Source organism: Vibrio ichthyoenteri ATCC 700023 (genome assembly GCF_000222605.1).
GTDB lineage: Bacteria > Pseudomonadota > Gammaproteobacteria > Enterobacterales > Vibrionaceae > Vibrio > Vibrio ichthyoenteri.
On the sequence record NZ_AFWF01000193.1, the window covers coordinates 18741 to 42347 of the forward strand.

The window sequence follows — 23607 nt, forward strand, 5'->3', positions numbered from 1 at the left end:
TCCCAGAACCTTATTGAGTATACAAAGTGTTCCGCTTTTGTTCGTGTTATAGTCGTTACGATAACAGAATGATTAGGAGTGGAAAATGCTGTCACAAGCTATGATTGATGAATTGAATGAACAAATTAACCTCGAATTCTTCTCATCCAATCTATACTTACAAATGAGTGCTTGGTGTGAAGACAAAGGATTCGAAGGCGCAGCTGAGTTTTTACGGGCACATGCCGTAGAAGAGATGGAGCACATGCAACGTTTATTCACTTACGTGAGTGAAACTGGCGGCATGCCAATTCTTGGCTCGATTGAAGCACCAAAGCATATGTTTGGCAGTCTAGGCGAAGTATTTCGTGAAACCTATGAGCATGAGCAAATGATTACGCAAAAAATCAATAAGCTCGCTCACTTAGCGTTTACCTCGCAAGACTACTCAACATTCAACTTCTTGCAGTGGTACGTTGCGGAACAGCACGAGGAAGAGAAGTTATTTAAAGGGATATTAGATAAGTTAGAACTAGTGGGTGAAGACGGCAAGGCCTTGTTCTTTATCGACAAAGATCTAGCCGCTTTAGCAAAAGAAGGTTCATCTTCCATTATGGACGCCCCTGCTGCTTAACCGCTAGCTAAAGACATTCTCACTGATTGTCTTTTTCTCTTGGGCTTCGTTGGAAGATGTAGGGAGGAGAAGATGATCAGTGGAGACACTATTCTATTTGCGCTTATGCTTGTCACATTAGTTAATATGGCAAGGTATCTCACTGCGCTGCGTTCGTTAATTTATATTATGCGTGAAGCGCACCCCTTGCTGTATCAACAAGTCGACGGCGGTGGTTTCTTTACCACCCATGGCAATATGACCAAACAAGTGAAACTGTTTAGTTATCTGAAAACTAAAGAGTATCACCATCACCACGATACGGTGTTTACGTCTAAATGTGATCGAGTCAGGCAGCTGTTTATCTTATGCTCAGCACTGCTATTGGTGACATTATTCGCGTCGTTTATTCTATAAGCAACCAGCGCGAACCACTCAATGTCGCGTTGAATTGGCAAGCAGTCAAAGAATCGCTAGAATAGCGCCTCGATTTGCAAGGATGTGCACTCAGCACATCCTTTTTTTATTGCCTAAGTAAGCTGTTTGAGTGAGCCATCATGAGTGAAAAATTTGACGTCGTCATTATCGGTGCCGGTGCTGCGGGATTAATCTGTGCAGCGGAAGCGGGTAAGCGAGGTCGCAAAGTATTGGTATTAGACCATGCCAAAAAACCAGGACGTAAAATCCTTATCTCTGGTGGTGGCCGTTGTAATTTTACTAACTATGATGTGAGCGCGAATAACTACTTATGCCGCAATCCACACTTTGTGAAATCTGCTTTGTCTCAATATACCAATTGGGATTTTATCTCGATGGTGAGCAAATACGGCATCGAATTTGAAGAGCGCGATCATGGCCAATTGTTCTGTGTTGATTCTGCCAAGCAGATCGTCAACATGTTGCTGGAAGAGTGCCAACAAGCGAAAGTTCAGTTCCGTTACCAACAAGATGTGCATCAAATTGAGAAAGTGGACTCTGGTTTTAGTTTGATGGCCAATACCACAGCAATTGAGTGCCAGTCATTGGTGATTGCGACCGGTGGTCTATCAATGCCAAAACTGGGTGCAACGCCATATGGTTACAAAGTGGCAGAGCAGTTTGGTTTGCCGATTATCCCAACCTCGGCTGGTTTGGTGCCTTTTACTTTGCATAAGCAAGAGAAGGAAGATTTCGAAGCCTTGTCTGGCATTGCAATCCCAGCGGAAATTACGGCCCAAGATGGCACCGTATTTAAAGAAGCTCTGCTGTTTACTCACCGAGGTCTATCTGGCCCTGCGGTATTGCAGATTTCGTCATTCTGGAAAGCGGGTCAGAAAGTAACAATCAACCTTGTTCCAGAAGCGGATGTTGATGAGTTGTTGACGGTCGCACGTGAACAGCACCCGAATCAAAGTTTGAAGAACACGTTGGCGCGAGTGCTACCGAAGCGCTTAGTGGAAGTGATGGTTGAGCGTAAAGAGCTGGTGGATAAGCCGCTGAAACAGTTTAATGACAAAGAACTTAAGCAGATCACTGAATATCTTGAAAACTGGCAAATTGCACCAAATGGCACAGAAGGTTATCGCACCGCAGAAGTTACGCTTGGTGGTGTTGATACTGACCACCTTTCATCAAAGACCATGCAGTGTAAACAAGTTGAAGGTTTATTCTTTATTGGTGAAGTGATGGACGTAACTGGCTGGTTAGGCGGTTACAACTTCCAGTGGTGTTGGAGCTCGGGCTTTGTTGCTGGTCAATATGCGTAAGTAGAAACATCAAACTAAGCTCTCCCATATGGGGGAGCTTTTTTTTGCGCAGCCTTGGTATTTTGGTCTGTTCTACTTGTTGTATATTGCTCGCTTAGGCATAATGTTACTAGTAACATCACTTAACAATAATTCCCTATGAATCAAAATAATAAGAAAAATCGAGCGACATTACAGGACGTTGCAGACAAAGTTGGCGTTACCAAAATGACGGTGTCGCGCTACATGCGTAGCCCAGAATCTGTGGCGGAAAAAACGCGGGTAAAAATCGCTGAGGCGATTGAACAAACGGGTTATATCGAAAATCGTGCACCAGCGATGTTGTCAAAATCATCCAGCAAAGCGATCGGTATTTTATTGCCATCACTTTCTAACCAAATCTTCGCGTCTTTTGTTCAAGGCATCGAAACCGTAACGAAAGCCAATGGTTATGAGACGCTCTTAGCTCACTTTAGTTATGATGAGATGGAAGAGGAGCATAAAATTGCTTCACTGCTTTCTTATCAAGTTGACGGTTTGATCTTAACCGAAAGTCACCATACTCCTCGAACACTACAAATGATCAAAAATGCTGGCATTCCTGTGGTGGAAACCATGGAATTGCCAGCGAATCCCATCGACATGGCAGTGGGACTTGATCATGAAGATGCTTCCTATCATGTGGTGAAGCAGATGCTGGACTCAGGAAAAACCACTATTGCGTATTTTGGTGCCCGTTTGGATACCCGAACAAAATTGCGTATGCAAGGCTATGATCGAGCAATGCAGGAAGCCGGGCTTGAGCCGAAACATATTCTAACCGGTGAGCACTCAAGCTTCTCTTTGGCGGATGGCTTGTTGGAGCGAGCATTAGAGATGTACCCAAATCTAGACGGTGTCTTCTGTACTAACGATGATATTGCCATTGGTACCTTGCTCAGTGCACAACGTCGCCAAATTCCGGTGCCACAACAGTTGGCCGTAGTGGGTTACAATGCGTTGGATATTGGTCAAACGATCAGCCCAACCTTGACCAGCGTGGATACTCCGCGTTTTGAAATTGGCGAAAAGAGTGCGCAATTACTGCTCGCACGTTTGAAAGGCGAAGTGGTAGAAGAGACCATCGTGGACATGGGTTATCAAATTACTCAAGGTGAAAGCGTTTAACGAGTGTTGTTCGCATGAATCAATAGGCATTAAAAAGGGCGAAGTGAGTAAACGCTTCGCCCTTTGTCTTTTTCGTTTATCGACTCACTCGAGATCGGTTAAACGATGAAGCTTGCGCCTTCTTCTGCGCTGGTCACACTTTGACGCATTACGCTAAATAAGTTACGACCCCAAGTTTGCTGTACCGCTTCGGTATCTACTTGCAGCGGCTCGCGGCCCGTCATATCGGTCAGGTTATTTAGCTCGCCGGTTTGGCAATTTAGGCTAATGATATCGCCATCACGAACTAAACCAATCGCGCCACCACGCAGGGCTTCTGGCGAGAGGTGAATGGCTGATGGTATCTTACCTGATGCGCCAGATAGACGGCCATCGGTCACCAATGCCACTTTAAAGCCCGCTTTTTGGATGTTACCCAAGATCGGCATTAGCTTGTGCAGCTCAGGCATACCGTTTGCTGCAGGACCATTGTGAGTCACAACAACGATACAATCTTTGTTTAGCTCACCACGCTTGTAGGCTGCTTCTACTTCATGCTGGCACTGGAATACGATTGCAGGTGCTTCAACGATACGTTGGTCTTCTTTTACCGCTGACACTTTAACAACCGAGTTGCCTAGGTTGCCTTTTAGTACGCGAGTACCACCGGTTTTTTGGAATGCTTCACCAGACGCAGCAATGACTTCAGCGTCTGAGCTTGCTGTACATGGCGTCCACTCAAGCTTACCTTCTTTCAGGCTTGGTAGGCTCATTTGGCCTTCAAAGTCGCCAAAGACCGGGGTCACATCACGGTGTAATAGGTCAGATTCGTCTAAGCGACGCATTAGCGCTGGTACGCCGCCAGCTTGTTGGAAAGCGTTCATATCAGCAGGACCGTTCGGGTAAACACGTGCCAACAGCGGCACGACTTCCGATAGGTCGCTAAGGTCTTGCCAAGTCAGCAGGATACCCGCCGCGCGAGCAAGCGCTAACATATGGATGGTGTGGTTGGTGCTTCCACCAGAAGCCAAGAGCGCGATAATGCCGTTCACTAAGCTCTTCTCTGTCATCACTTCAGACAGTGGACGGAAGTTTGATGAACCTGCTGTCATCGAAGCAATCTTGATTGCTGCGTGATCGGTTAGTGCGTGGCGTAATTCTGAATGTGGGTGGATAAACGCTGAACCTGGCAGCATTAAGCCCATTGCTTCAAATACCAACTGGTTGGTGTTTGCGGTGCCGTAGAATGTACAAGTACCCGGTGAGTGGTAAGCGCGGCATTCCATATCCAGTAGCGCATCTTTACCTACTTCGCCCGCTGCGTATTTTTGGCGAACGTCGACTTTCTCTTCGTTACTAATACCGGTCGCCATGAGGCCTGCAGGAACAAACGCAGTCGGAAGATGTGCATAAGCCAATGCGCCCATTAATTGTCCCGGTGCAATTTTGTCGCAGATACCCAATAGTAAGGTGGCATCAAACACATTATGGCTCAGTGATAGCGCGGTTGATTGGGCAATCAGATCACGTGAGAACAGTGACATATCCATGCCAGCTTGTCCTTGCGTCACGCCATCACACATTGCAGGTACGCAACCGGCAACTTGTGAAGTGTGACCGTATTCTGCCAACACTTTCTTAATTTGTTCTGGGTAGTACTGGTAAGGCTGGTGTGCGCTCAACATGTCGTTGTAAGCGCTGATCATCGCGACGTTCGAATGAGTAAAGTCGAGGATGTTCTTTTTCTCAGCCGAGCAAGATGCTGCGACGGCATGCGCAAGGTTGCCGCAGGTCAGGCCTACACGGCCTTTACCCGCGTCAGCTTGTTGTTGAGTACGTGCAAGGAAAGCGGCGCGGGTCTCGCGGCTGCGTTCAACTAAGCGTGCGGTAACTTCGAGAATTACGGAATGAGTCATAGTACTGCCTCTTGTTGAGCAACCAGTTGTTGTGCTGCGTTATCGACGATCTCTGCGATAGAGCAATCAATGCTCACTACGATGGTTTGCGGTTCGCTATCTGGACGCTCAAGGGTTTCAAACTGGCTGTTGACCATATTTTCCTTCATGAAGTGGCCTTGACGCTGACGCATACGTTCCATGATGAGATCTTTGCTGCCATCGAGGAATAGGAAGGTTACGTTCTCGTTACCTTCGCGAATCTGGTCGCGGTATTTTTTCTTTAATGCTGAGCAAACGATAATGCCGTGCTCATTTTTGCTTTCAAGGCTGTATGATGCATCGCGGATACGTTCTAGCCATGGCTTACGGTCGTCATCGTTCAGTGGTTGGCCTGAAGCCATTTTTTGAATGTTTGCACGTGGATGAAGATCATCACCATCAATGAATTTACGACCTAGCTTCTGCGCTAGTTGTTCACCAATTGTGCTTTTACCACAGGCGCAAACGCCCATCACGATGACACTGCTGCCAGCCATAACTAATCCTCTATAACAAATTTTGCGCGTGATCCCAATTTTGGCATTCACTTTTAAATATGGGTTTATCTTATTCGTGTTATCGGTAACATGTTACCGGTAACGTAAATAAATGTGAACCACAACACAAACTATAATTCTTAAAGGTGAACCTATGGAGCTGCTAACCCAAGCCTCTGACCCAACCTACTTATTAACGATTGCAGTCCTAGCGATTGCGGCGTTACTAGTACTGATTATTAAATTTAAAGTGCATGCATTTGCTTCACTGACTATCGTGAGCCTACTGACTGCAATCGCAACTGGCGTTGCTTCTGAGCAAGTTGTCCCAACTATGATGAGCGGCTTCGGTGGCACATTGGCATCGGTTGCGCTGCTGGTTGGCCTTGGTGCGATGATCGGTAAAATCCTAGAAGTGACTGGTGGCGCGAAAGTGCTCGCAGATACGTTGATTGGCCGTTTTGGTAAAGAGCGTGCACCATTTGCATTGGGTGTTGCATCACTTCTATTTGGTTTCCCTATTTTCTTTGATGCTGGCCTAGTGGTCATGATGCCAATTATCCTGAGCGTGGCAGCACGTTTTGGTGGCTCACCAATTAAATATGCACTGCCTTCAGCGGGTGCTTTTGCCGTAATGCATGGCTTTGTTCCGCCACACCCAGGTCCTGTTGCGGCCGCTGAATTCCTTGGTGCAAACATTGGTCTGCTACTGTTTGTTGGTATTCTAGTTGCGATCCCAACTTGGTATTTCGGTGCTTACTTGTTCGGTCTATACGCAGGTAAGAAATTCGATATCCCTCTATCAAAAGCATTTTTCAATAGCGATACGGTTATTGATGAAGCAAAACTGCCAAAATTTGGCACAGTAATGACGATTCTGGTTCTGCCAGTATTGCTTATCTGTCTAGATACGGTATTAAACACGTTGGCGGTTGCTGGCCTAATTGATGGCAAAACCGCGCTGGTTGAATTCCTACGTATGTTAGGTAAGACGCCAGTTGCACTGCTGATCACATTGATTGCGTGTTTAGCTATTTTCGCCAAAGACTACGGCATGGCGAAACTTGAAAAACTATGTGGTGATTCATTAGCACCTATCTGTGGTGTGATTCTAGTAACGGGTGCAGGCGGCATGTTCGGCGGCGTACTACGTGCGAGCGGTATTGGTGATGCACTTGCGGGTGTTCTGACTGATACAGGTATGCCTGTGATTGTTGCAGCATTCGTTATCTCTACTTGTTTACGTGTTGCTCAAGGTTCTGCGACCGTAGCACTAACAACCACAGCAGCTCTTATTGCGCCAGTAGTGGCAGCAACAACGGGTCTAAGTGAACTGGATCTATGTTTCATCGTGATTGCTATCGCGGGTGGTGCAACAGTACTGTCTCACTTCAATGACTCAGGCTTCTGGTTGGTTTCTCGTCTGCTTGATATGGATGAGAAGACGACGCTGAAGACTTGGACTGTTATGGAAACTTTACTTGGTGGTATCGCGTTTATTATCGTGGCAACACTAAGCTTTATTCTTTAGAGGTTATTCATGAAAACTCTTGAACAACGATTGAGCGAAATCAAAATCGTTCCTGTTATTGCCATCAATGATGTTGTACACGCACTACCACTTGCAAAAGTGTTGGTAGAAAACGGCCTACCATGTGCAGAAGTGACTTTCCGTACTGAAGCGGCTGCAGAGTCTATCCGTATTATGCGTGATGCTTACCCTGAGCTATTGATTGGTGCAGGTACTGTTCTAACCACAGAACAAGTTGATATCGCGATGGATGCGGGTGTGGACTTCATCGTAAGCCCAGGTTTCAACCCAACGACAGTGAAATACTGTCAGCAACGCAACATTCAAATCGTACCAGGAGTGAATAACCCTAGTTTGGTTGAGCAAGCGATGGAAATGGGACTGCGTACCCTGAAGTTCTTCCCAGCAGAACCATCAGGCGGCGTTGGTATGCTGAAAGCGTTAACGGCGGTTTACCCAGTAAGCTTTATGCCAACGGGTGGCGTGAGCCCTTCGAACGTTGAAGAGTACCTAGCGATTAAAGCGGTTGTTGCTTGTGGTGGTACTTGGATGGTGCCAACAGACATGATGGACAAAGGAGATTGGGAAGGTATCGCAGCATTGGTTCGCGCGCTTAACTAATCTATTGCAAGCTGTTCCGAATTTTGCAATTTCCTAAAAGAGAAAAGGGCGCTTAGGCGCCCTTTTTTATTGGTTCAATCTGCTCGCGACGTTCCCTTGGATCTACTGAACGTCTGCCGCAATATCTTTCGCTTTGAATTTCAGCTGCTGAATCACCAAACCAGCAATAATCAGCACCAAGCCGATTAAGGTCGTTGGGTGAATGTTTTCGCCAATAATGGTGGCGAGTAAAATAAGAGAAATAAACGGCGAAGCAAAAATTAGGTTACTGATGCGCGCGGTGTTTTGTGTCAGTTTCAAGGCGCTGAGCCACAAAACAAAGGTCACCCCCATTTCAAACAAGCCAACATAAGTCACCGCCAACCAACCAGACGGCGTGATTTGGCTCCAATCGGCGCCCTCCCAAATACTTAAGCCAATTGCAAATGGGATAGCGACTAAGAACCCAAGAAAGACGCCAACGACAGGGTCAGCTTTGTTTTTGGTATTCAGAATCCAATAGCCAGCCCACAATAACGTCGAGGCGAGAGCCAATGCTACGCCGAGCGGACTTTCGAAATTTAGCCCTAAAATATCGCCTTTGGTGGCAATAACCACCACACCCAAATAACTCAGCACACAGGCAAACCAATCTTGTTTTCGGATTTTTTGACCAAGGAAAAACGCCGCCATTAACGTCAATGTGATGGCCCAACTGTAGTTGATCGCTTGGGCTTGAGAGGCGGGCAGTAAATCGTAGGCTTTAAATAAAATAATGTAATACGCCAATGGGTTGATCAGGCCAAGCAACAGGTAATAACCCGGATTGGAAAAAAAGGTGGTCGACAGTGAAGCAAGCTTGCCTTGTAGGCCGCAAATGACCAGCAACACCAAAGCCGAGACAATACTGGCGATGGTGAGCATTTGAATTGGGGTAAATTCTGCCAAAGTAAGTTTGAATGCGGTCGCAACCGTTGACCACAGTAAAACCGCAGATAAGCCGAATCCTAGAGCGCGGCGTTCGTTCATAATATTCCTTTTATTTAGCCGAATTAGCCAAAACAGTCTGTAAAAACGTACCGTGAAAAGTAACTGCACAGTGTACGGGGTGCCTAGTGTATCTGCTGATTATCTAGCCGACAAACTGGACATTTATCCAGTGGTGAAATACCATTATTTTTAAGTAATAGAAAAGAGTTAACGCCTTATTATGCAATGGATTATTGAGAACCAAAGCGTGTTGTTGAGTGGCCTTGGTGGCGCGGTGGCGAGCGGTCTCGCGGCCGGTTGGTGGGTAAAACAAAAATTTAGCCTTGAAAGCCAGTTACTTGAACAGCAATTGCAATCCAATCAGCAGTTGGCAAACTCGCAAATCACCCAGTTGAAACAATTGCTTGTTGAGGCTCAACAAGAGTTGGATGAATTGGATCAAGATCGAGATAAAGCCGCTTACGAGTTAAAACAATCACACGGTAAATTGATGGCGGTAATGGAGAAGTTGCGCTATTTCGATGCGGTGAAACAGGAGCGCCAGCAATACGCCGAAGATCTGAATCAGGTTCGGGAGCAGAAATCACAGCTCGAAGCACAATTACGTGAGCAAGAGGCGCGTCATCAGCAAGCGCAACTCGCCAGCCAAGAGAAACTGCAGCTACTTGAGCAAGCCGAAGAACGTTTGAAACAGCAATTTGAACATCTTGCTAATCAGTTATTTGAAGAAAAAACGGCGAAAGTTGATCAACAAAACAAACAAAGTTTAGAGGGGTTACTCAGCCCACTGAAAGAGCAGCTTGAAGGCTTCAAGCGCCAAGTGAATGACAGTTTTAACCTTGAAGCTAAAGAGCGCCACACCTTGGTGCATGAGCTGAAAAACTTGCAGCGTTTGAATGAGGATATGACTCGTGAAGCGGTCAACTTAACGCAAGCGTTGAAAGGGGATAACAAACAACAAGGTAACTGGGGTGAAGTGGTGTTGGCGCGCGTATTGGCGGAATCAGGCTTGCGTGAGGGGCATGAATATCAAACGCAGGTGAGCCTGCAAAATGAGGCGGGCAAGCGCTACCAACCCGATGTAATAGTTCACTTACCCCAAGAAAAACAAGTGGTGATTGACTCGAAAATGGCGCTGGTGGCCTACGAGCGTTACTTCAATGCTGAAACCGATCGAGATAGAGCTCAAGCACTAAGTGATCACTTACTTGCCTTGCGTGGTCATATTAAAGGGTTGAGTCAAAAGGATTACCATCAATTAAAAGGCATTCGTAGCCTCGATTATGTATTGATGTTTATTCCGGTCGAGCCTGCTTTCCAGGTGGCTATTCAAGCTGACCCGAGCTTGGTTAAAGATGCGATGGAGCAAAATATTATTTTGGTCAGCCCAACCACCTTGCTGGTGGCACTGCGCACGATTGATAACTTATGGCGCAATGACCGTCAAAATCAAAATGCACAAATCATCGCGGAACGAGCCAGTAAGCTTTATGACAAATTGCGTTTATTTGTCGAGGATATGGAAGGGTTGGGGGGAGCACTTGATAAAGCCAATCAAAGTTACCAAGGCGCAATGAATAAGCTCGCGACGGGGCGCGGAAACGTGATTCGCCAAGCGGAAAGCTTTAAACAGTTAGGGGTTGAAGTGAAACGTCCAATCTCAAGTAATATTACGCAATTATCACAAACTGAGGATGTGACAGAAAATGAATATTTGGCTGAAAATGCACCGCAGTTAGAAAGACATCCGGCTGAGGATAAAGTAAACTAATCGGCCGCAGCTCAGGTCTGTGCCGCATCGACGTAAAACCCAGCCATATTGGGTCATGATGCGGCATAATGCGTATAAGCAATGCGTGTAAATAGTTATGCCGAGCTGTTCGAAGAGGATTAATCATGACGGATACCAACGTGCAGTCAAATACAGCGTTAGAAACACAAGAAACCACCCATTTTGGTTTTACCACCGTAGCCAAAGAAGAAAAAGTGGCCAAAGTTGCTCAAGTATTTCACTCAGTAGCGGCGAAATACGACATTATGAATGACTTAATGTCCGGTGGCGTGCATCGTTTGTGGAAGCGCTTTACCATTGATTGTAGTGGTGCGCGTCCAGGCCAACGTGTGCTTGACCTTGGTGGCGGCACGGGTGATTTGACTGCAAAGTTCTCACGCATTGTTGGTGAGAAAGGTCATGTGGTATTGGCAGATATTAACAACTCAATGCTGAATGTTGGTCGCGATAAACTGCGTGATAGCGGCATCGTTGGTAATGTTCATTATGTACAAGCTAACGCAGAAGAACTGCCATTCCCTGACGATTACTTTGATGTTATCACCATCAGTTTCTGTTTACGTAACGTAACCGATAAAGATAAAGCACTGCGTTCAATGTTCCGCGTGTTAAAGCCAGGTGGCCGTTTATTGGTGTTGGAATTTTCTAAACCGATCCTTGAGCCACTATCAAAAATTTATGATGCTTACTCGTTCCACCTATTGCCAAAAATTGGTGAAGTGGTGGCAAACGATGCAGATAGCTATCGTTACCTTGCTGAATCAATTCGCATGCACCCAGATCAAGACACCTTACAGGGCATGATGGATGAAGCGGGCTTTGAGCAAACCAATTACTACAATTTAACTGGTGGTATTGTTGCGCTACACCGTGGTTATAAGTTCTAGAGGTCACTATGCCATTTGAACCCTTGGTTACTGCCGTTATTGAAACCACACTCAATACTTTGATTAAAGACGATCCTGAATTGGGTCGTCGCTTGTCGCGCCTAAAAGGACAAGTGATCCAAATTCACCTTAAAGAAGTGAACAAAACCATTACCTTCATTTTTAGTCAGCAAATTGATGTGTTGGCCAACTACGAAGGTGAACCTGATTGTTATTTATCACTCAACTTGTCTGTTCTGCCTCAATTGCGTGAGCAAGCCAATATTACTAAGCTGATCAAACAAGATAAGCTGGTGCTGGAAGGGGACATCCAGTTGGCGCAAAAATTCTCGCAACTGATGACCGATTGTAAGCCGGATATCGCAGAGTGGTTATCGCGCGTGGTGGGTGATGTTGCGGCTCATTCACTGGTGAAAGGTGCTAGTCACTTTGGCTCATTGGTGAGATCACAGGTGACGAAACAGCAAGAGTACGTGGCACAAGTGATTACTGAAGAGTGGCGCTTGGCGCCTGCGCCGTTAGAAGTGGCGTATTTCTGTGATCAGGTTGACGATGTAAAAAGCCAAGCTGCCCGTGTGGAAGCAAAACTTAATCAGTTACTGGAGCGTGTATGACACCTTCGGAACTCCGTCGTCTCTATCGTATCGTTAAAGTTCAGCTTGAATACGGCTTGGATGAACTCCTGCCTAAGCATCAGTTGACTAAAGCGCCACTGCTGGCGCGTAAATCACTGTTTTGGATTAAAAACCAACATCCTGAAAAGCCCCTAGGCGAACGTTTACGTTTAGCACTGCAAGAACTTGGGCCGGTATGGATCAAGTTTGGCCAGATGATGTCGACGCGCCGTGACTTGTTTCCACCGCACATCGCAGACCCACTGGCTTTGCTGCAAGACCAAGTAGCGCCCTTTGATGGTCAATTAGCCAAAGAGCAGATGGAAAAAGCACTCGGTGGACCGATTGAGAATTGGTTTACTGAGTTTGATATCAAGCCATTGGCATCTGCTTCTATTGCACAGGTGCATACCGCGCGTTTAAAAGAGAGCGGGCAAGAGATTGTTTTGAAGGTCATTCGACCAGATATTCGCCCTGTGATTGATGCAGATCTAAAACTGATGTATCGCATGGCGCGTATAGTCGCCAAGGCGCAACCTGAAGCACGTCGTTTAAAACCGGTTGAGGTTGTGCGAGAGTATGAGAAGACTCTGCTTGATGAGCTAGACTTAAGAAGAGAAGCGGCCAACGCAATTCAATTGCGCCGTAACTTTGAAGGCAGCGAAGAACTCTATGTTCCCGAGGTGATGCCGGATTTCAGTAGTGAATCACTGATGGTTTCTGAGCGAATTTATGGCATTCAAGTATCAGACATCGAGGGCTTAATCGCCAATGGTACTGATATGAAATTGCTGGCTGAACGCGGTGTGAGTGTATTCTTTACTCAGGTGTTTCGCGATAGTTTTTTCCATGCAGACATGCATCCGGGCAACGTTTTTGTTGAGCCCGCACATCCAGAAAATCCACGTTGGATTGGCTTGGATTGTGGCATAGTTGGTACGCTTAATAGCGATGATAAGCGTTACTTGGCAGAAAACTTTTTGGCCTTTTTTAATCGTGATTACCGTCGTGTAGCAGAATTACATGTTGAATCGGGTTGGGTTCCACGTGAAACCAATATCGATGAATTTGAATTTGCGATTCGTATTGTTTGTGAGCCGATTTTTGCCAAACCGTTGTGTGAGATTTCTTTTGGTCACGTACTACTGAATCTGTTTAACACCGCGCGCCGTTTTGAAATGGAAGTGCAGCCACAGTTAGTATTGCTGCAGAAAACCTTGCTCTATGTAGAAGGGCTAGGGCGTCAGTTGTATCCTCAGTTGGATCTCTGGGCGACCGCGAAGCCTTTCCTTGAAACGTGGATGATGAATCAAGTTGGACCGCAAGCGCTGATCAATGCAGTTAAAGATCGTGCACCGTTCTGGGCGGAAAAACTACCAGAGTTGCCTGAGCTGTTGTATGACAGCTTACGCCAAGGTAAAGCGTTGAATGAGCGCATGGATCAGCTTTATCAAGGCTACCGTATGTCGAAGCGTCAGCAGGCGACAGGTAAATTTTTATTTGGTGTTGGTGCCACATTAGTCGTATGCTCGGCAATTATGGTCAACAGCACTTATGAGCAATTGTCACCACTTTGCGCAGTCTCTGGGGTCACATTTTGGTTGCTTAGTTGGCGAGCTTATCGCCGATAGGCGTTAGACTCACTCAATAATTTTTTTGATAGAACCCGAGGTAAAAGAAATGGGTGGTATTAGTATTTGGCAACTTCTAATTGTTGCTGTAATCGTTGTATTGCTGTTTGGTACTAAGAAGTTACGTAACATTGGTGGCGACTTAGGTAGTGCGGTTAAAGGCTTCAAAAAAGCAATGAGCGATGAAGATGCATCTCAAGATAAAAAAGATGCTGACTTTGAACCTAAGAATCTAGAGCAGCAGAAGACTGAAGCGACTGCTGAAACTAAGAAAGACAAAGAGCAGGCATAATACGTGTTTGATATCGGTTTTTGGGAACTGGTATTAATATCTGTCGTTGCTCTTGTTGTTTTGGGCCCAGAGCGTTTGCCGCATGCAATTCGCAGTGTTTCGCGTTTTGTTTCACAAGCGAAAACCATGGCAAACAGTGTGAAAGATGAAATCTCTCACGAGCTTAAGGTACAAGAGCTGCAAGAGAATTTGCGTAAAGCTGAAAAAATGGGGATGGAAGATCTATCGCCAGAGTTGAAGTCTTCAGTAGACGAACTTAAGAAAGCAGCGCAAGAGGTGCAACGTCCCTACGCTCAAAAGGCCGCGGAGACTGAAGTGGCTGTCAGTGATGAAAAACCACAGACTAGCCAAGCCATTGCGCCGGCAGATAAGAAAGCCGAGTAGCCTTTAAGTGAGGAGCTGCATGTGACGTGCGGCTCCTTTTTGATCTTCTAGAATGAGGTTTGATATGCCTTCTGTTGAGCAGACACAACCTTTAATTAGCCACTTGCTGGAGCTGCGCAATCGTCTTTTGCGAGCGTTGGTTGCGGTATTAGTGGTGTTTCTTGGTTTAATCTACTTTTCTGGTGATATCTACGAGTTTGTTTCAAAACCACTTGTCGACAAATTACCGGAAGGGGCGACGATGATCGCGACTGACGTCGCATCCCCTTTCTTTACTCCACTAAAATTAACCTTAATTGCATCGGTGTTTATTGCCGTCCCATTGATCCTTTATCAGGTATGGGCTTTTGTCGCACCAGGGTTGTATAAGCATGAACGTCGTTTAATTATGCCGTTGATGTTTTCCAGTTCACTGCTGTTCTACGCAGGCGTTTCCTTTGCGTATTTTGTGGTGTTCCCATTGGTGTTTGGCTTCTTTACCGCGATATCGCTGGGAGGGGTTGAATTTGCGACCGATATTTCCAGTTATCTCGATTTTGTTCTTGCGCTGTTTATGGCGTTTGGTATTGCGTTTGAAATACCTGTAGCGATCATTTTATTGTGTTGGACGGGGGCGACCTCACCAGATGAGTTAAGAGCGAAGCGTCCTTACATTATCGTGATTGCTTTCGTAGTCGGTATGCTACTGACACCGCCAGATATCATTTCACAAACGCTATTGGCTATCCCAATGTGTTTGCTGTTTGAGGTGGGATTGTTCTTTGCGCGTTTCTATGTCCGTAAGGATGATGACGAAGAAGAGCAAGTCGAAGAGTAATGATAGCGATATGAAAAAGGTTGGCGATGCCAACCTTTTTTTATGCCTGTAATTTGCAAATCAAATGTTGTTCGCTGCTAAAGCCTTATAGATTAAACAGCGTTTTTGCGTTGTGGCTAGTAAGTTCGTCCACTTGCTGCAAGCTTATCTCGCGCAGATCGGCAATACGCTGTGCGACCAATTGGGTGTAAGCGGGTTCGTTACGTTTGCCGCGATGTGGCACCGGTGCTAGGTAAGGGCAGTCGGTTTCAAGAATGACATAATTAAGATCTAAAGTAGGGATCACTAAATCCATCCCGCCATTTTTAAAGGTTGATACGCCACCCAGACCTAAGTGGAAACCGAGATCATTAATTGCTTTCGCTTCTTCCACACTGCCGCCAAAACAGTGGAATACACCACTTAACGAACCATCTTGTTGCTTGCTAAGTAGGCCAAGAGTTTCTTCTATGGAGTCTCGGGTATGAATCACGACCGGTAGGCTCATCTCTTTGGCCCAGTTTAATTGCGTGATGAAGGCTTTCTCTTGTTCTGCGCGGTAGGTTTTATCCCAATAAAGATCGATACCAATTTCACCAACGGCAATAAAGTTGTGTTTGCTGAACCAGCTATAAATGGTTGCGAGGGTTTGATCGACATTGCCATCAACATAACAAGGGTGAAGCCCCATCATCGAACGACAAACATTAGGATAGGTCGCTTCGGTTTTGAGCATAGGCTCAATGGAATCTAGATCGATATTAGGTAAGAGAATTGTATCGATACCCTGTGCAAGAGCTCGTTGGACGACTTCATCGCGATCATTATCAAATTCGCTGGCATAGATATGGGCATGGCTATCGATCATAGTGCTTCTCGTTGTGTCTAAACTGAGCAAAGTATACGGCAGTGTGAAGCCAAGGTCATTTTTTGCATTTTTCATGCTTGGATCTAGCGCGCGCTGGCGAGAGTGATATGATTCTTGGTAAGCACTTTCACCAGATGAAGGAGAATAGAGTGTCAATTTCCATTCAAGGTCAATTTCCTGGTCGCCGTATGCGCCGTATGCGCAAACACGACTTCAGCCGCCGTTTAATGGCAGAAAATCAGTTAACGGTGAGCGATCTGATCTACCCGATGTTTGTTCTAATGGGTAAAGACCGCCGTGAAGCGATCGAGTCAATGCCAGGCATTGAACGCCTATCGATTGATTTGCTATTGGAAGAAGCTCAATACCTAGCGCAGCTAGGAGTGCCAGCGATTGCTCTGTTCCCTGTCGTTAATCAAGATGCGAAAAGTTTGTGTGCTGCAGAGGCATATAATCCTGAAGGTCTTGTTCAACGTGCGGTTCGTGCGTTAAAAGAGCATGTGCCAGAAATGGGGGTGATCACCGATATCGCTTTGGACCCATTCACCACTCATGGTCAAGATGGCATCATTGATGACGAAGGTTATGTACTGAATGATGAAACAACTCAAGTATTGATCAAGCAGGCTTTGTCTCACGCAGAAGCGGGGGCAGATGTTGTTGCGCCATCAGATATGATGGATGGTCGTATTGGTGCGATTCGCCAAGCGTTAGAAGAAGCGGGCCATATCAATACCCAAATCATGGCGTACTCAGCGAAATACGCATCTTGCTACTATGGACCATTCCGTGATGCCGTTGGTTCTGCATCAAACTTGAAAGGTGGTAATAAGAAAAACTACCAGATGGATCCGGCAAATAGTGATGAAGCCTTGTATGAAGTGGCAATGGACATCAATGAAGGTGCGGATATGGTGATGGTTAAACCGGGTATGCCGTATTTGGATATTGTTCGTCGTGTAAAGAGCGAGTTGCAAGTACCAACCTTTGCTTATCAAGTCTCAGGCGAGTACGCGATGCACAAGGCGGCGATTCTCAATGGTTGGTTAAGTGAACGTGATACTGTTATGGAATCATTACTATGCTTTAAGCGCGCAGGTGCTGACGGCATTCTGACTTACTTTGCTAAAGATGTAGCGCAATGGTTAGCAGAAGATAATGCACAAGCGGCACAGCATCTACGTGGTAAATAACCTTGCTGTGTGATACGCAACAAGAAGAGGTCGGCGAAAGCCGGCCTTTTTTATGTGTAGTGAAAAAGAGCAATGCTGTAATGATGTTATAGAGTGATTGTAAATACGCTAAAAAGAAATGAGATTTTTTCTCATTTAGATGTTGACTATGTAAATGAGAATCATTATTATCAATCTCGTCTTAGGGAATGAGGCTGTTCACAAGGATGTTGAGTCATTAATTTTAAGTAATTGAATTTGATGGCGACACAGAATTTAATGAACTTGCACAAGTTCTTTTTGACACGACATTGCTCACATTGCTTCCAGTGTAATTTATAGCTATATGGCAAAGCCGCATGTTCCACATGAAACGCTTTGACACTTTTTTGCTAGGCGACATCGAAAGATGTCGCTTTTTTTATCTCTGCAATTTGTCCCTGCACAAAAGGACACCAGCAGTCTTTTCCACAATTGAAGATCGTTTTTAGATCTCAATTGAAAGGGTCGATCCTACAATATAACCTTTAAAAACAAAGCCTTCTATTTGGTTGGACCACAAAAATCGGTCGGCAAAATAGCATTGGATAATTATTATAAACAGAGTTATCCACAGAAGGTGGCTGAGGTTGTTGAGATTCTAAACAAATGTCGCAAGAGACATCACAGACTTTGCATGGCATCGCTGCCACAGTCGTGGCATTCTAAGCAGATCTTATTTTGCATTTTCTTTGGAAACTAAAAGACTATGGCCCGTATCCCAGATAACCCGTTAATTCTGATCGACGGTTCTTCCTATCTATACCGTGCATTCCATGCTTACCCTGGCACCATGAGTAATGGTGATATCCCAACCAATGCGGTTTATGGCGTGGTAAACATGCTGCGTAGCATGATGCGTCAGTTTGCATCGGATCGTATTGCGGTGATCTTCGATGCGAAAGGAAAAACCTTCCGTGACGATATGTATCCGGAATACAAGGCAAATCGCCCGCCGATGCCAGATGATCTTCGCTGTCAGATCGAACCCCTACACAACGTTATTCGTGCGATGGGTCTGCCATTGATCTCGATCTCGGGCGTGGAAGCGGATGATGTAATTGGTACGTTAGCGCACCAGGCATCACAACAGGGTATCCCTGTACTTATCAGCACTGGCGATAAAGATATGGCGCAGCTGGTGGATGAAAACGTCACCTTGATCAATACCATGACCAACGTCGTGCTTGATCGTGAAGGTGTGATTGAAAAATTTGGTATTCCACCTGAATTGATCATCGATTACCTCGCGCTGATGGGCGATAAAGTGGATAACATTCCTGGTGTGCCGGGCGTGGGTGATAAAACAGCGACCGCTTTGTTGCAAGGTATTGGCAGTATGGAAACGCTGTATCAGAATCTTGATGATATCGCGCCGCTGGGCTTCCGTGGCTCAAAAACTATGGCCAAGAAACTGGAAGACAACAAAGAAAATGCATTGCTTTCTTACCAGCTCGCGACCATCAAGCTTGATGTAGAAATGGAGTTCAAACCTGAACAGCTAGTAAAAGAGCAACCAAATACTGATGAACTGATCAAACTGTACGGACAGCTCGTTTTCAAGTCGTGGCTTAATGAGCTACTTGAAGGTGGCACCGGTGTGGTTGAAGCGATTGAGAAGAGTGGCGCAGCGGCTTCATCAGCGCCTGCTGCAAGCGAAAACCAAGTGGAAATTGACCGTTCAGCGATCAGTATTGACCGTAGCCAATACGAGACCATTCTTGATCAAGAGCGCTTTAATCATTGGCTTGAAAAACTTAAAGCAGCTGATGTTTTTGCCTTCGATACAGAAACAGACAGTCTTGATTACATGGTTGCAAACCTTGTCGGTGTCTCTTTTGCCACTGAAGAAGGAGTCGCTGCTTATGTTCCTGTGGCCCATGACTACTTAGATGCGCCAGAGCAACTTGACCGTACTTGGGTATTAGAGCAACTAAAGCCGTTGTTGGAAGATGATAACCAAGCGAAAGTAGGCCAAAACCTAAAGTATGATGCGAGTGTGTTAGCGCGTTACGATATTGAAATGCGCGGCATTAAGTTCGATACCATGCTGGCATCTTATGTTTATAACAGCGTTGGCGGCAAACATGATATGGATAGCTTGGCGTTGCGCTTCTTACAACATAGCTGCATCTCATTTGAGCAAGTGGCTGGTAAAGGTAAGAAACAGCTGACCTTTGACCAAATCGATCTTGAACAAGCATCGCCATATGCCGCTGAAGATGCTGATGTAACGTTACGTTTGCATCATCGTTTAAATGCAAGCCTGGCAAAAGACGAAAAGCTTAACGCGATTTATCATGAAATTGAGATGCCATTGGTGCCAGTGTTATCGCGAATTGAGCGCACTGGCGTATTGATTGATGACATGAAGCTGTCTGCGCAATCGCAAGAAATAGCGGTTCGTTTGGATGAGTTGGAACAAAAAGCGTATGAGCTTGCTGAGCAAGAATTCAATATGAATTCACCAAAGCAGCTGCAAGTATTGTTGTTTGAAAAAATGGGTCTGCCGGTAATCAAGAAAACGCCATCAGGTACGCCTTCAACCAATGAAGAAGTGCTGCAAGAGCTCGCGTTGGATTATCCGTTACCAAAGCTGATTTTGGAATATCGTGGCTTGGCTAAGCTCAAATCGACTTACACTGATAAGCTGCCAAAAATGATCAATGCAGAAACCGGTCGCGTGCATACGTCATACCATCAAGCCGTTACTGCGACGGGGCGTTTATCTTCGACCGATCCAAACTTACAAAATATCCCAATTCGTAATGAAGAAGGACGTCGTATTCGTCAGGCCTTTATTGCTCCGCACGGTTATAAGATTCTCGCGGTCGACTATTCGCAAATTGAATTGCGTATTATGGCGCACCTTTCGGGTGATAAAGCGTTGCTTGAAGCATTCCGTGAAGGTAAAGATATCCACGCAGCTACCGCTGCGGAAATCATGGGTACCACGATTGATCTGGTTTCATCAGAGCAGCGTCGCCGTGCTAAAGCTGTTAACTTTGGCTTGATTTACGGCATGAGTGCGTTTGGTTTGGCGAAGCAGCTGGGCATTCCTCGTGGCGAATCGCAAGATTACATGAACAAGTATTTCGAGCGTTATCCTGGCGTGATGCAATATATGGAAGACACGCGCAGCGCGGCTTCTGAGCAAGGCTATGTTGAAACCATTTTTGGTCGTCGTTTACATCTACCAGAAATTCAATCTCGCAACGGCATGCGTCGCAAAGCGGCTGAACGTGCTGCGATCAACGCACCGATGCAGGGCACAGCGGCTGATATCATTAAAAAAGCGATGTTATTGGTTGATGAGTGGATTGAAAAAGAAGGCGATGGTCGTGTTAAATTGTTAATGCAAGTGCACGATGAATTGGTTTTTGAAGTTCAAGAGTCTGCGTTAGGCGAAATTGAAACAAAAGTACAAGAATTGATGGAATCAGCAGCAACGCTCGCCGTGCCGTTGATTGCTGAAGCGGGTCATGGTGATAACTGGGATCAGGCTCATTAGACAAAAATTGTACAATTAGAGCTAAATAGCATGAGCCAGCGCACAAACGCTGGCTTTTTTTTGATGTTAAAAAAGCCCAGTAGAACAATGCTTTTCTGTTGCTGAATAAGACAAAAGTGAAAAAAACTTACAAAAATAGTTTCCATCACTGACCAATTGTTGTACATTAATCGACGTAGGGTACAGAGGTAAGATGTTCTATCTTTCAGACCTTTTGTTTCACGTTATTGGATTAGGCTGATTCAGCCGCCCCAGCCAGTGTTTGGCTGGGGCGTTTTTTATTGTGCCAAGCAAAAATATCTAATAAAGAATAACTTACCTGCAAATCTAGCTCATTTCTTTTATTTTCCCAGTCATTCGTGAACAACTTACAATTATTAAACTATTCTGAAACAATATCTTTCACGTTGAAAATTTTTGTAATATTTTTTCATGGCATTATTGTTATTTCTGTTAAAAAATAAAGATTAAGCTTATATTCTCAAACCGTTGTTTTACAGTGGAAATAACCCCCAAATTGGCGGTCATTTTTTGGTGTTTTTTATCTGATAAGATGACGAAAAGAGTGGGAATATAAATAACCAGGCATAAAAAAACCTCGCACTAGGCGAGGCTTTTAATAATAGCAAACGGCTTATTCGCCATCGAAATCTGCATGATCGTCTTGGTCAATATCTTGCTCTACAAGGTGAGCAAATGCAGGTGCAAACCACTCATCTAATTTGTTACGCAACACATCAACACCGATTCCTTTTAGTGACGAGAAAGCATCAACTTTCACTGTGCCACCAAAACCAATTGCTTCTTCTTGGATCTTTAAAAGCTGTGCTTTACGTGCGCCACTTTTTAGTTTGTCCGCTTTGGTTAATAGCACTTGTACTGGAATACCGCTATCAACAGCCCAGAAGATCAACTGCTGGTCCAAATCTTTCATTGGGTGACGAATATCCATTAGCACCACCAAGCCTTTTAAGCATTGGCGTTGTTGTAGGTATTCACCCAAAGATTTTTGCCATTTCTTCTTTAATTCCAACGGAACTTGCGCGAAACCGTAACCCGGTAGATCGACAATGTGACAACCTTCGGTCACCTTAAAAAGGTTGATCAATTGGGTACGACCAGGTGTTTTACTGGTTTTCGCCAAGCTCTTTTGGTTGGTTAGGCGGTTCAAAGAGCTTGATTTACCCGCGTTGGAGCGTCCGGCGAACGCAATTTCGATTCCCTCATCCTCTGGCAAATGACGAATATCAGGTGCACTTGTGATGAAATGGGTGTTTTGGTAATTAATTTTTACGCTCACTGTTAACTCCATCTCGACTTTGTGTAGTCAATTGATTACTTTTTTGTGAAATTGTGTAAAATAACCGCACTCGGCATAAGATCGCTTATTGTAGCATGAGTGGCAATGCAGAGTGGTACTGGAAGCTTGATAATTATAATGGAATGTCATGAAGAAATTAGCGCTAATTGTGAGCCTTTTAGCCAGCTGCTCCGTGTGGGCCCAAGGCAGTATTGAAGCTGGTAAAGAAAAATCTCAAACTTGTGTCGCATGCCATGGGGCAGATGGCAACAGTTTACTTGGAATGTATCCGTCACTTGCGGGTCAGCATGAAAAGTACCTTGAGAAACAGCTTAAAGATCTCAAACTTGGTATGACAAGTGGTGGTAAGCAAGGCCGTTACGACCCCGTGATGAGTGGTATGGCTCTTCCTTTAAACGAACAAGACATGGCTGATCTGGCTGCTTATTATGCCTCTTTGCCTTTGGCGCATAGTTCAACGCCAGAAAATGTGGTCGCGCAGGGTAAAGTCCTTTACACCGCAGGTGACGCCGAGCGAGGCCTAACAGCTTGTATCGCTTGTCATGGACCACGTGGTAATGGTACTGAGTTGTCTGGTTTTCCAAAGATTTCGGGTCAGCAACCTGACTACATTAAAGCTCAGCTGATGAAGTTTCGCGATGGTACGCGTGAGAATGATATGAACGCTATGATGCGTGATATCGCTAAAAAACTCACCGATGAAGATATTGATACCTTATCGAATTACATGGGTGGCTTACACTAAGCCCATCACATGCCTTATCGCTACGTAAGTACTTAAAAAAGCCGCACAATGTTGCGGCTTTTTTATTGTCACCTATTTCTATTATTACACCGAGCAAAAGAGAATCGTCGGTAACAGCAAGTGCTGCGCAGAGATGTGATCGCAATCACGTGCGTTTATTTCGCTCAAGGACGATCTTGCCTTGGGGTGTGTAGGAGATTAACCATAGCGTTGCAAGAAAAAATGCCGCCATCTAAATTAATAAAAATAAAATCAATAGCTTAAATTTGAGCTCTTTTTTTGAGCACTGTTTTTTGCTTTTATGGGTTGTACAGAATAAGCGTTATCGTAAAGTAGTCTTACAGTACAGGACGTGTAGTAGGATGATAGGCTGGGAAGGCCTCCACGGATGCAAGCAATGAATGCTTGGTGATGAATAAGGATATTGGGGCGGTAGGATACCGGCTCAAATAAGGATGGTTGACTCGTCTAACGGTTTAGACAGGGAAACGGATCAGGCGCAGGATTAGCCCAGTAACAGGATGTTGAAAAGGAAAGC

At 45.3% G+C, this 23607-nt stretch carries 22 protein-coding genes; 17 read left to right on the forward strand and 5 right to left on the reverse strand.

The window, feature by feature from the left end; translation table 11 throughout:
* The first annotated feature begins 85 nt into the window (after positions 1–85).
* The 4 genes from ftnA to RH85_RS13520 all read left to right on the forward strand — a co-directional run bounded on the left by ftnA (position 86) and on the right by RH85_RS13520 (position 3483).
* Positions 86–613, forward strand: coding sequence for a non-heme ferritin (gene ftnA, locus RH85_RS13505; RefSeq protein ID WP_006713177.1), 528 nt, complete (start codon positions 86–88; stop codon positions 611–613).
* 72 nt (positions 614–685) lie between these two features.
* A complete protein-coding gene (gene uspB / locus RH85_RS13510; protein ID WP_005599976.1) occupies positions 686–1009 on the forward strand; it encodes a universal stress protein UspB in 324 nt (107 codons plus the stop codon).
* A 140-nt stretch (positions 1010–1149) separates the two neighbouring features.
* Complete coding sequence (locus tag RH85_RS13515) at positions 1150–2337, forward strand: BaiN/RdsA family NAD(P)/FAD-dependent oxidoreductase (RefSeq protein ID WP_006713180.1); 1188 nt, start codon at positions 1150–1152, stop codon at positions 2335–2337.
* A 138-nt stretch (positions 2338–2475) separates the two neighbouring features.
* On the forward strand, positions 2476–3483 hold the full coding sequence (locus tag RH85_RS13520; protein ID WP_006713183.1) for a LacI family DNA-binding transcriptional regulator: 1008 nt from the start codon (positions 2476–2478) through the stop codon (positions 3481–3483).
* A 98-nt stretch (positions 3484–3581) separates the two neighbouring features.
* Here RH85_RS13520 and edd read toward each other — a convergent pair whose 3' ends face one another.
* Together edd and RH85_RS13530 are read right to left on the reverse strand one after the other, a co-directional pair.
* Entirely contained in the window at positions 3582–5378 is a 1797-nt protein-coding gene (gene edd / locus RH85_RS13525) for a phosphogluconate dehydratase (protein ID WP_006713185.1), read from the reverse strand.
* Complete coding sequence (locus RH85_RS13530; RefSeq protein WP_006713187.1) at positions 5375–5896, reverse strand: gluconokinase; 522 nt, start codon at positions 5894–5896, stop codon at positions 5375–5377. Before RH85_RS13530 ends, edd begins: the two co-directional genes overlap by 4 nt.
* Positions 5897–6050: 154 nt before the next feature.
* Between RH85_RS13530 and RH85_RS13535 the strand changes: the two genes are divergently transcribed.
* Positions 6051–7427 carry a GntP family permease gene (locus RH85_RS13535; RefSeq protein WP_006713189.1) on the forward strand — a complete coding sequence of 459 codons (1377 nt, stop codon included), beginning with the start codon at positions 6051–6053 and terminating at the stop codon, positions 7425–7427.
* Positions 7428–7436: 9 nt separating this feature from the next.
* Complete coding sequence (locus RH85_RS13540) at positions 7437–8048, forward strand: bifunctional 4-hydroxy-2-oxoglutarate aldolase/2-dehydro-3-deoxy-phosphogluconate aldolase (protein ID WP_006713190.1); 612 nt, start codon at positions 7437–7439, stop codon at positions 8046–8048.
* A 102-nt stretch (positions 8049–8150) separates the two neighbouring features.
* Here RH85_RS13540 and RH85_RS13545 read toward each other — a convergent pair whose 3' ends face one another.
* The gene (locus RH85_RS13545; RefSeq protein WP_006713192.1) at positions 8151–9056 is read right to left on the reverse strand and encodes a DMT family transporter; all 906 of its coding nucleotides are present in this window, start codon (positions 9054–9056) and stop codon (positions 8151–8153) included.
* Positions 9057–9237: 181 nt separating this feature from the next.
* Between RH85_RS13545 and rmuC the strand changes: the two genes are divergently transcribed.
* From rmuC to tatC, 7 genes are all read left to right on the forward strand, one after another.
* Positions 9238–10788, forward strand: a complete 1551-nt coding sequence (gene rmuC / locus RH85_RS13550) for a DNA recombination protein RmuC (RefSeq protein WP_006713194.1) — start codon at positions 9238–9240, stop codon at positions 10786–10788.
* 125 nt (positions 10789–10913) lie between these two features.
* The gene (gene ubiE / locus RH85_RS13555; RefSeq protein ID WP_005599991.1) at positions 10914–11696 is read left to right on the forward strand and encodes a bifunctional demethylmenaquinone methyltransferase/2-methoxy-6-polyprenyl-1,4-benzoquinol methylase UbiE; all 783 of its coding nucleotides are present in this window, start codon (positions 10914–10916) and stop codon (positions 11694–11696) included.
* Between the two features lie 8 nt (positions 11697–11704).
* On the forward strand, positions 11705–12310 hold the full coding sequence (locus RH85_RS13560; RefSeq protein ID WP_006713202.1) for a ubiquinone biosynthesis accessory factor UbiJ: 606 nt from the start codon (positions 11705–11707) through the stop codon (positions 12308–12310).
* Positions 12307–13941, forward strand: coding sequence for a ubiquinone biosynthesis regulatory protein kinase UbiB (gene ubiB / locus RH85_RS13565; RefSeq protein WP_006713203.1), 1635 nt, complete (start codon positions 12307–12309; stop codon positions 13939–13941). Before RH85_RS13560 ends, ubiB begins: the two co-directional genes overlap by 4 nt.
* Before the next feature lie 49 nt (positions 13942–13990).
* Positions 13991–14233 (forward strand): Sec-independent protein translocase subunit TatA, encoded by a 243-nt coding sequence (gene tatA / locus RH85_RS13570; protein WP_005599997.1) that lies wholly within the window; start codon positions 13991–13993, stop codon positions 14231–14233.
* A 3-nt stretch (positions 14234–14236) separates the two neighbouring features.
* Positions 14237–14617: a Sec-independent protein translocase protein TatB gene (tatB, locus tag RH85_RS13575; protein WP_006713206.1), complete on the forward strand. Its 381-nt coding sequence runs from the start codon at positions 14237–14239 to the stop codon at positions 14615–14617.
* A 64-nt stretch (positions 14618–14681) separates the two neighbouring features.
* Complete coding sequence (gene tatC / locus RH85_RS13580; RefSeq protein ID WP_006713208.1) at positions 14682–15434, forward strand: twin-arginine translocase subunit TatC; 753 nt, start codon at positions 14682–14684, stop codon at positions 15432–15434.
* A gap of 85 nt (positions 15435–15519) precedes the next feature.
* On the opposite strand, the gene RH85_RS13585 is transcribed toward tatC, so the two are convergent.
* Positions 15520–16281: a TatD family hydrolase gene (locus RH85_RS13585; protein ID WP_006713210.1), complete on the reverse strand. Its 762-nt coding sequence runs from the start codon at positions 16279–16281 to the stop codon at positions 15520–15522.
* Positions 16282–16430: 149 nt separating this feature from the next.
* Here RH85_RS13585 and hemB point away from each other — a divergent pair, with 149 nt between their 5' ends.
* The 3 genes from hemB to spfP all read left to right on the forward strand — a co-directional run bounded on the left by hemB (position 16431) and on the right by spfP (position 21244).
* Positions 16431–17474 (forward strand): porphobilinogen synthase, encoded by a 1044-nt coding sequence (hemB, locus tag RH85_RS13590; RefSeq protein ID WP_006713212.1) that lies wholly within the window; start codon positions 16431–16433, stop codon positions 17472–17474.
* 727 nt (positions 17475–18201) lie between these two features.
* Positions 18202–21003, forward strand: coding sequence for a DNA polymerase I (gene polA / locus RH85_RS13595; RefSeq protein ID WP_006713214.1), 2802 nt, complete (start codon positions 18202–18204; stop codon positions 21001–21003).
* A gap of 193 nt (positions 21004–21196) precedes the next feature.
* Positions 21197–21244 carry a small protein SpfP gene (gene spfP / locus RH85_RS23810; RefSeq protein ID WP_438356636.1) on the forward strand — a complete coding sequence of 16 codons (48 nt, stop codon included), beginning with the start codon at positions 21197–21199 and terminating at the stop codon, positions 21242–21244.
* 393 nt (positions 21245–21637) lie between these two features.
* Here the strand turns inward: spfP and yihA are convergent, their stop codons facing one another.
* Positions 21638–22303: a ribosome biogenesis GTP-binding protein YihA/YsxC gene (gene yihA / locus RH85_RS13600; RefSeq protein WP_005595553.1), complete on the reverse strand. Its 666-nt coding sequence runs from the start codon at positions 22301–22303 to the stop codon at positions 21638–21640.
* Between the two features lie 148 nt (positions 22304–22451).
* Between yihA and RH85_RS13605 the strand changes: the two genes are divergently transcribed.
* Positions 22452–23069: a c-type cytochrome gene (locus RH85_RS13605; RefSeq protein WP_006713225.1), complete on the forward strand. Its 618-nt coding sequence runs from the start codon at positions 22452–22454 to the stop codon at positions 23067–23069.
* Positions 23070–23607: the final 538 nt, after the last annotated feature.

Coding starts and splice junctions, on each gene's coding strand:
- ftnA (WP_006713177.1), top strand. CDS start 86: ATGCTGTCACAAGCTATGATTGATGAATTGAATGAACAAATTAACCTC.
- uspB (WP_005599976.1), top strand. CDS start 686: ATGATCAGTGGAGACACTATTCTATTTGCGCTTATGCTTGTCACATTA.
- RH85_RS13515 (WP_006713180.1), top strand. CDS start 1,150: ATGAGTGAAAAATTTGACGTCGTCATTATCGGTGCCGGTGCTGCGGGA.
- RH85_RS13520 (WP_006713183.1), top strand. CDS start 2,476: ATGAATCAAAATAATAAGAAAAATCGAGCGACATTACAGGACGTTGCA.
- edd (WP_006713185.1), bottom strand. CDS start 5,378: ATGACTCATTCCGTAATTCTCGAAGTTACCGCACGCTTAGTTGAACGC.
- RH85_RS13530 (WP_006713187.1), bottom strand. CDS start 5,896: ATGGCTGGCAGCAGTGTCATCGTGATGGGCGTTTGCGCCTGTGGTAAA.
- RH85_RS13535 (WP_006713189.1), top strand. CDS start 6,051: ATGGAGCTGCTAACCCAAGCCTCTGACCCAACCTACTTATTAACGATT.
- RH85_RS13540 (WP_006713190.1), top strand. CDS start 7,437: ATGAAAACTCTTGAACAACGATTGAGCGAAATCAAAATCGTTCCTGTT.
- RH85_RS13545 (WP_006713192.1), bottom strand. CDS start 9,056: ATGAACGAACGCCGCGCTCTAGGATTCGGCTTATCTGCGGTTTTACTG.
- rmuC (WP_006713194.1), top strand. CDS start 9,238: ATGCAATGGATTATTGAGAACCAAAGCGTGTTGTTGAGTGGCCTTGGT.
- ubiE (WP_005599991.1), top strand. CDS start 10,914: ATGACGGATACCAACGTGCAGTCAAATACAGCGTTAGAAACACAAGAA.
- RH85_RS13560 (WP_006713202.1), top strand. CDS start 11,705: ATGCCATTTGAACCCTTGGTTACTGCCGTTATTGAAACCACACTCAAT.
- ubiB (WP_006713203.1), top strand. CDS start 12,307: ATGACACCTTCGGAACTCCGTCGTCTCTATCGTATCGTTAAAGTTCAG.
- tatA (WP_005599997.1), top strand. CDS start 13,991: ATGGGTGGTATTAGTATTTGGCAACTTCTAATTGTTGCTGTAATCGTT.
- tatC (WP_006713208.1), top strand. CDS start 14,682: ATGCCTTCTGTTGAGCAGACACAACCTTTAATTAGCCACTTGCTGGAG.
- RH85_RS13585 (WP_006713210.1), bottom strand. CDS start 16,281: ATGATCGATAGCCATGCCCATATCTATGCCAGCGAATTTGATAATGAT.
- polA (WP_006713214.1), top strand. CDS start 18,202: ATGGCCCGTATCCCAGATAACCCGTTAATTCTGATCGACGGTTCTTCC.
- RH85_RS13605 (WP_006713225.1), top strand. CDS start 22,452: ATGAAGAAATTAGCGCTAATTGTGAGCCTTTTAGCCAGCTGCTCCGTG.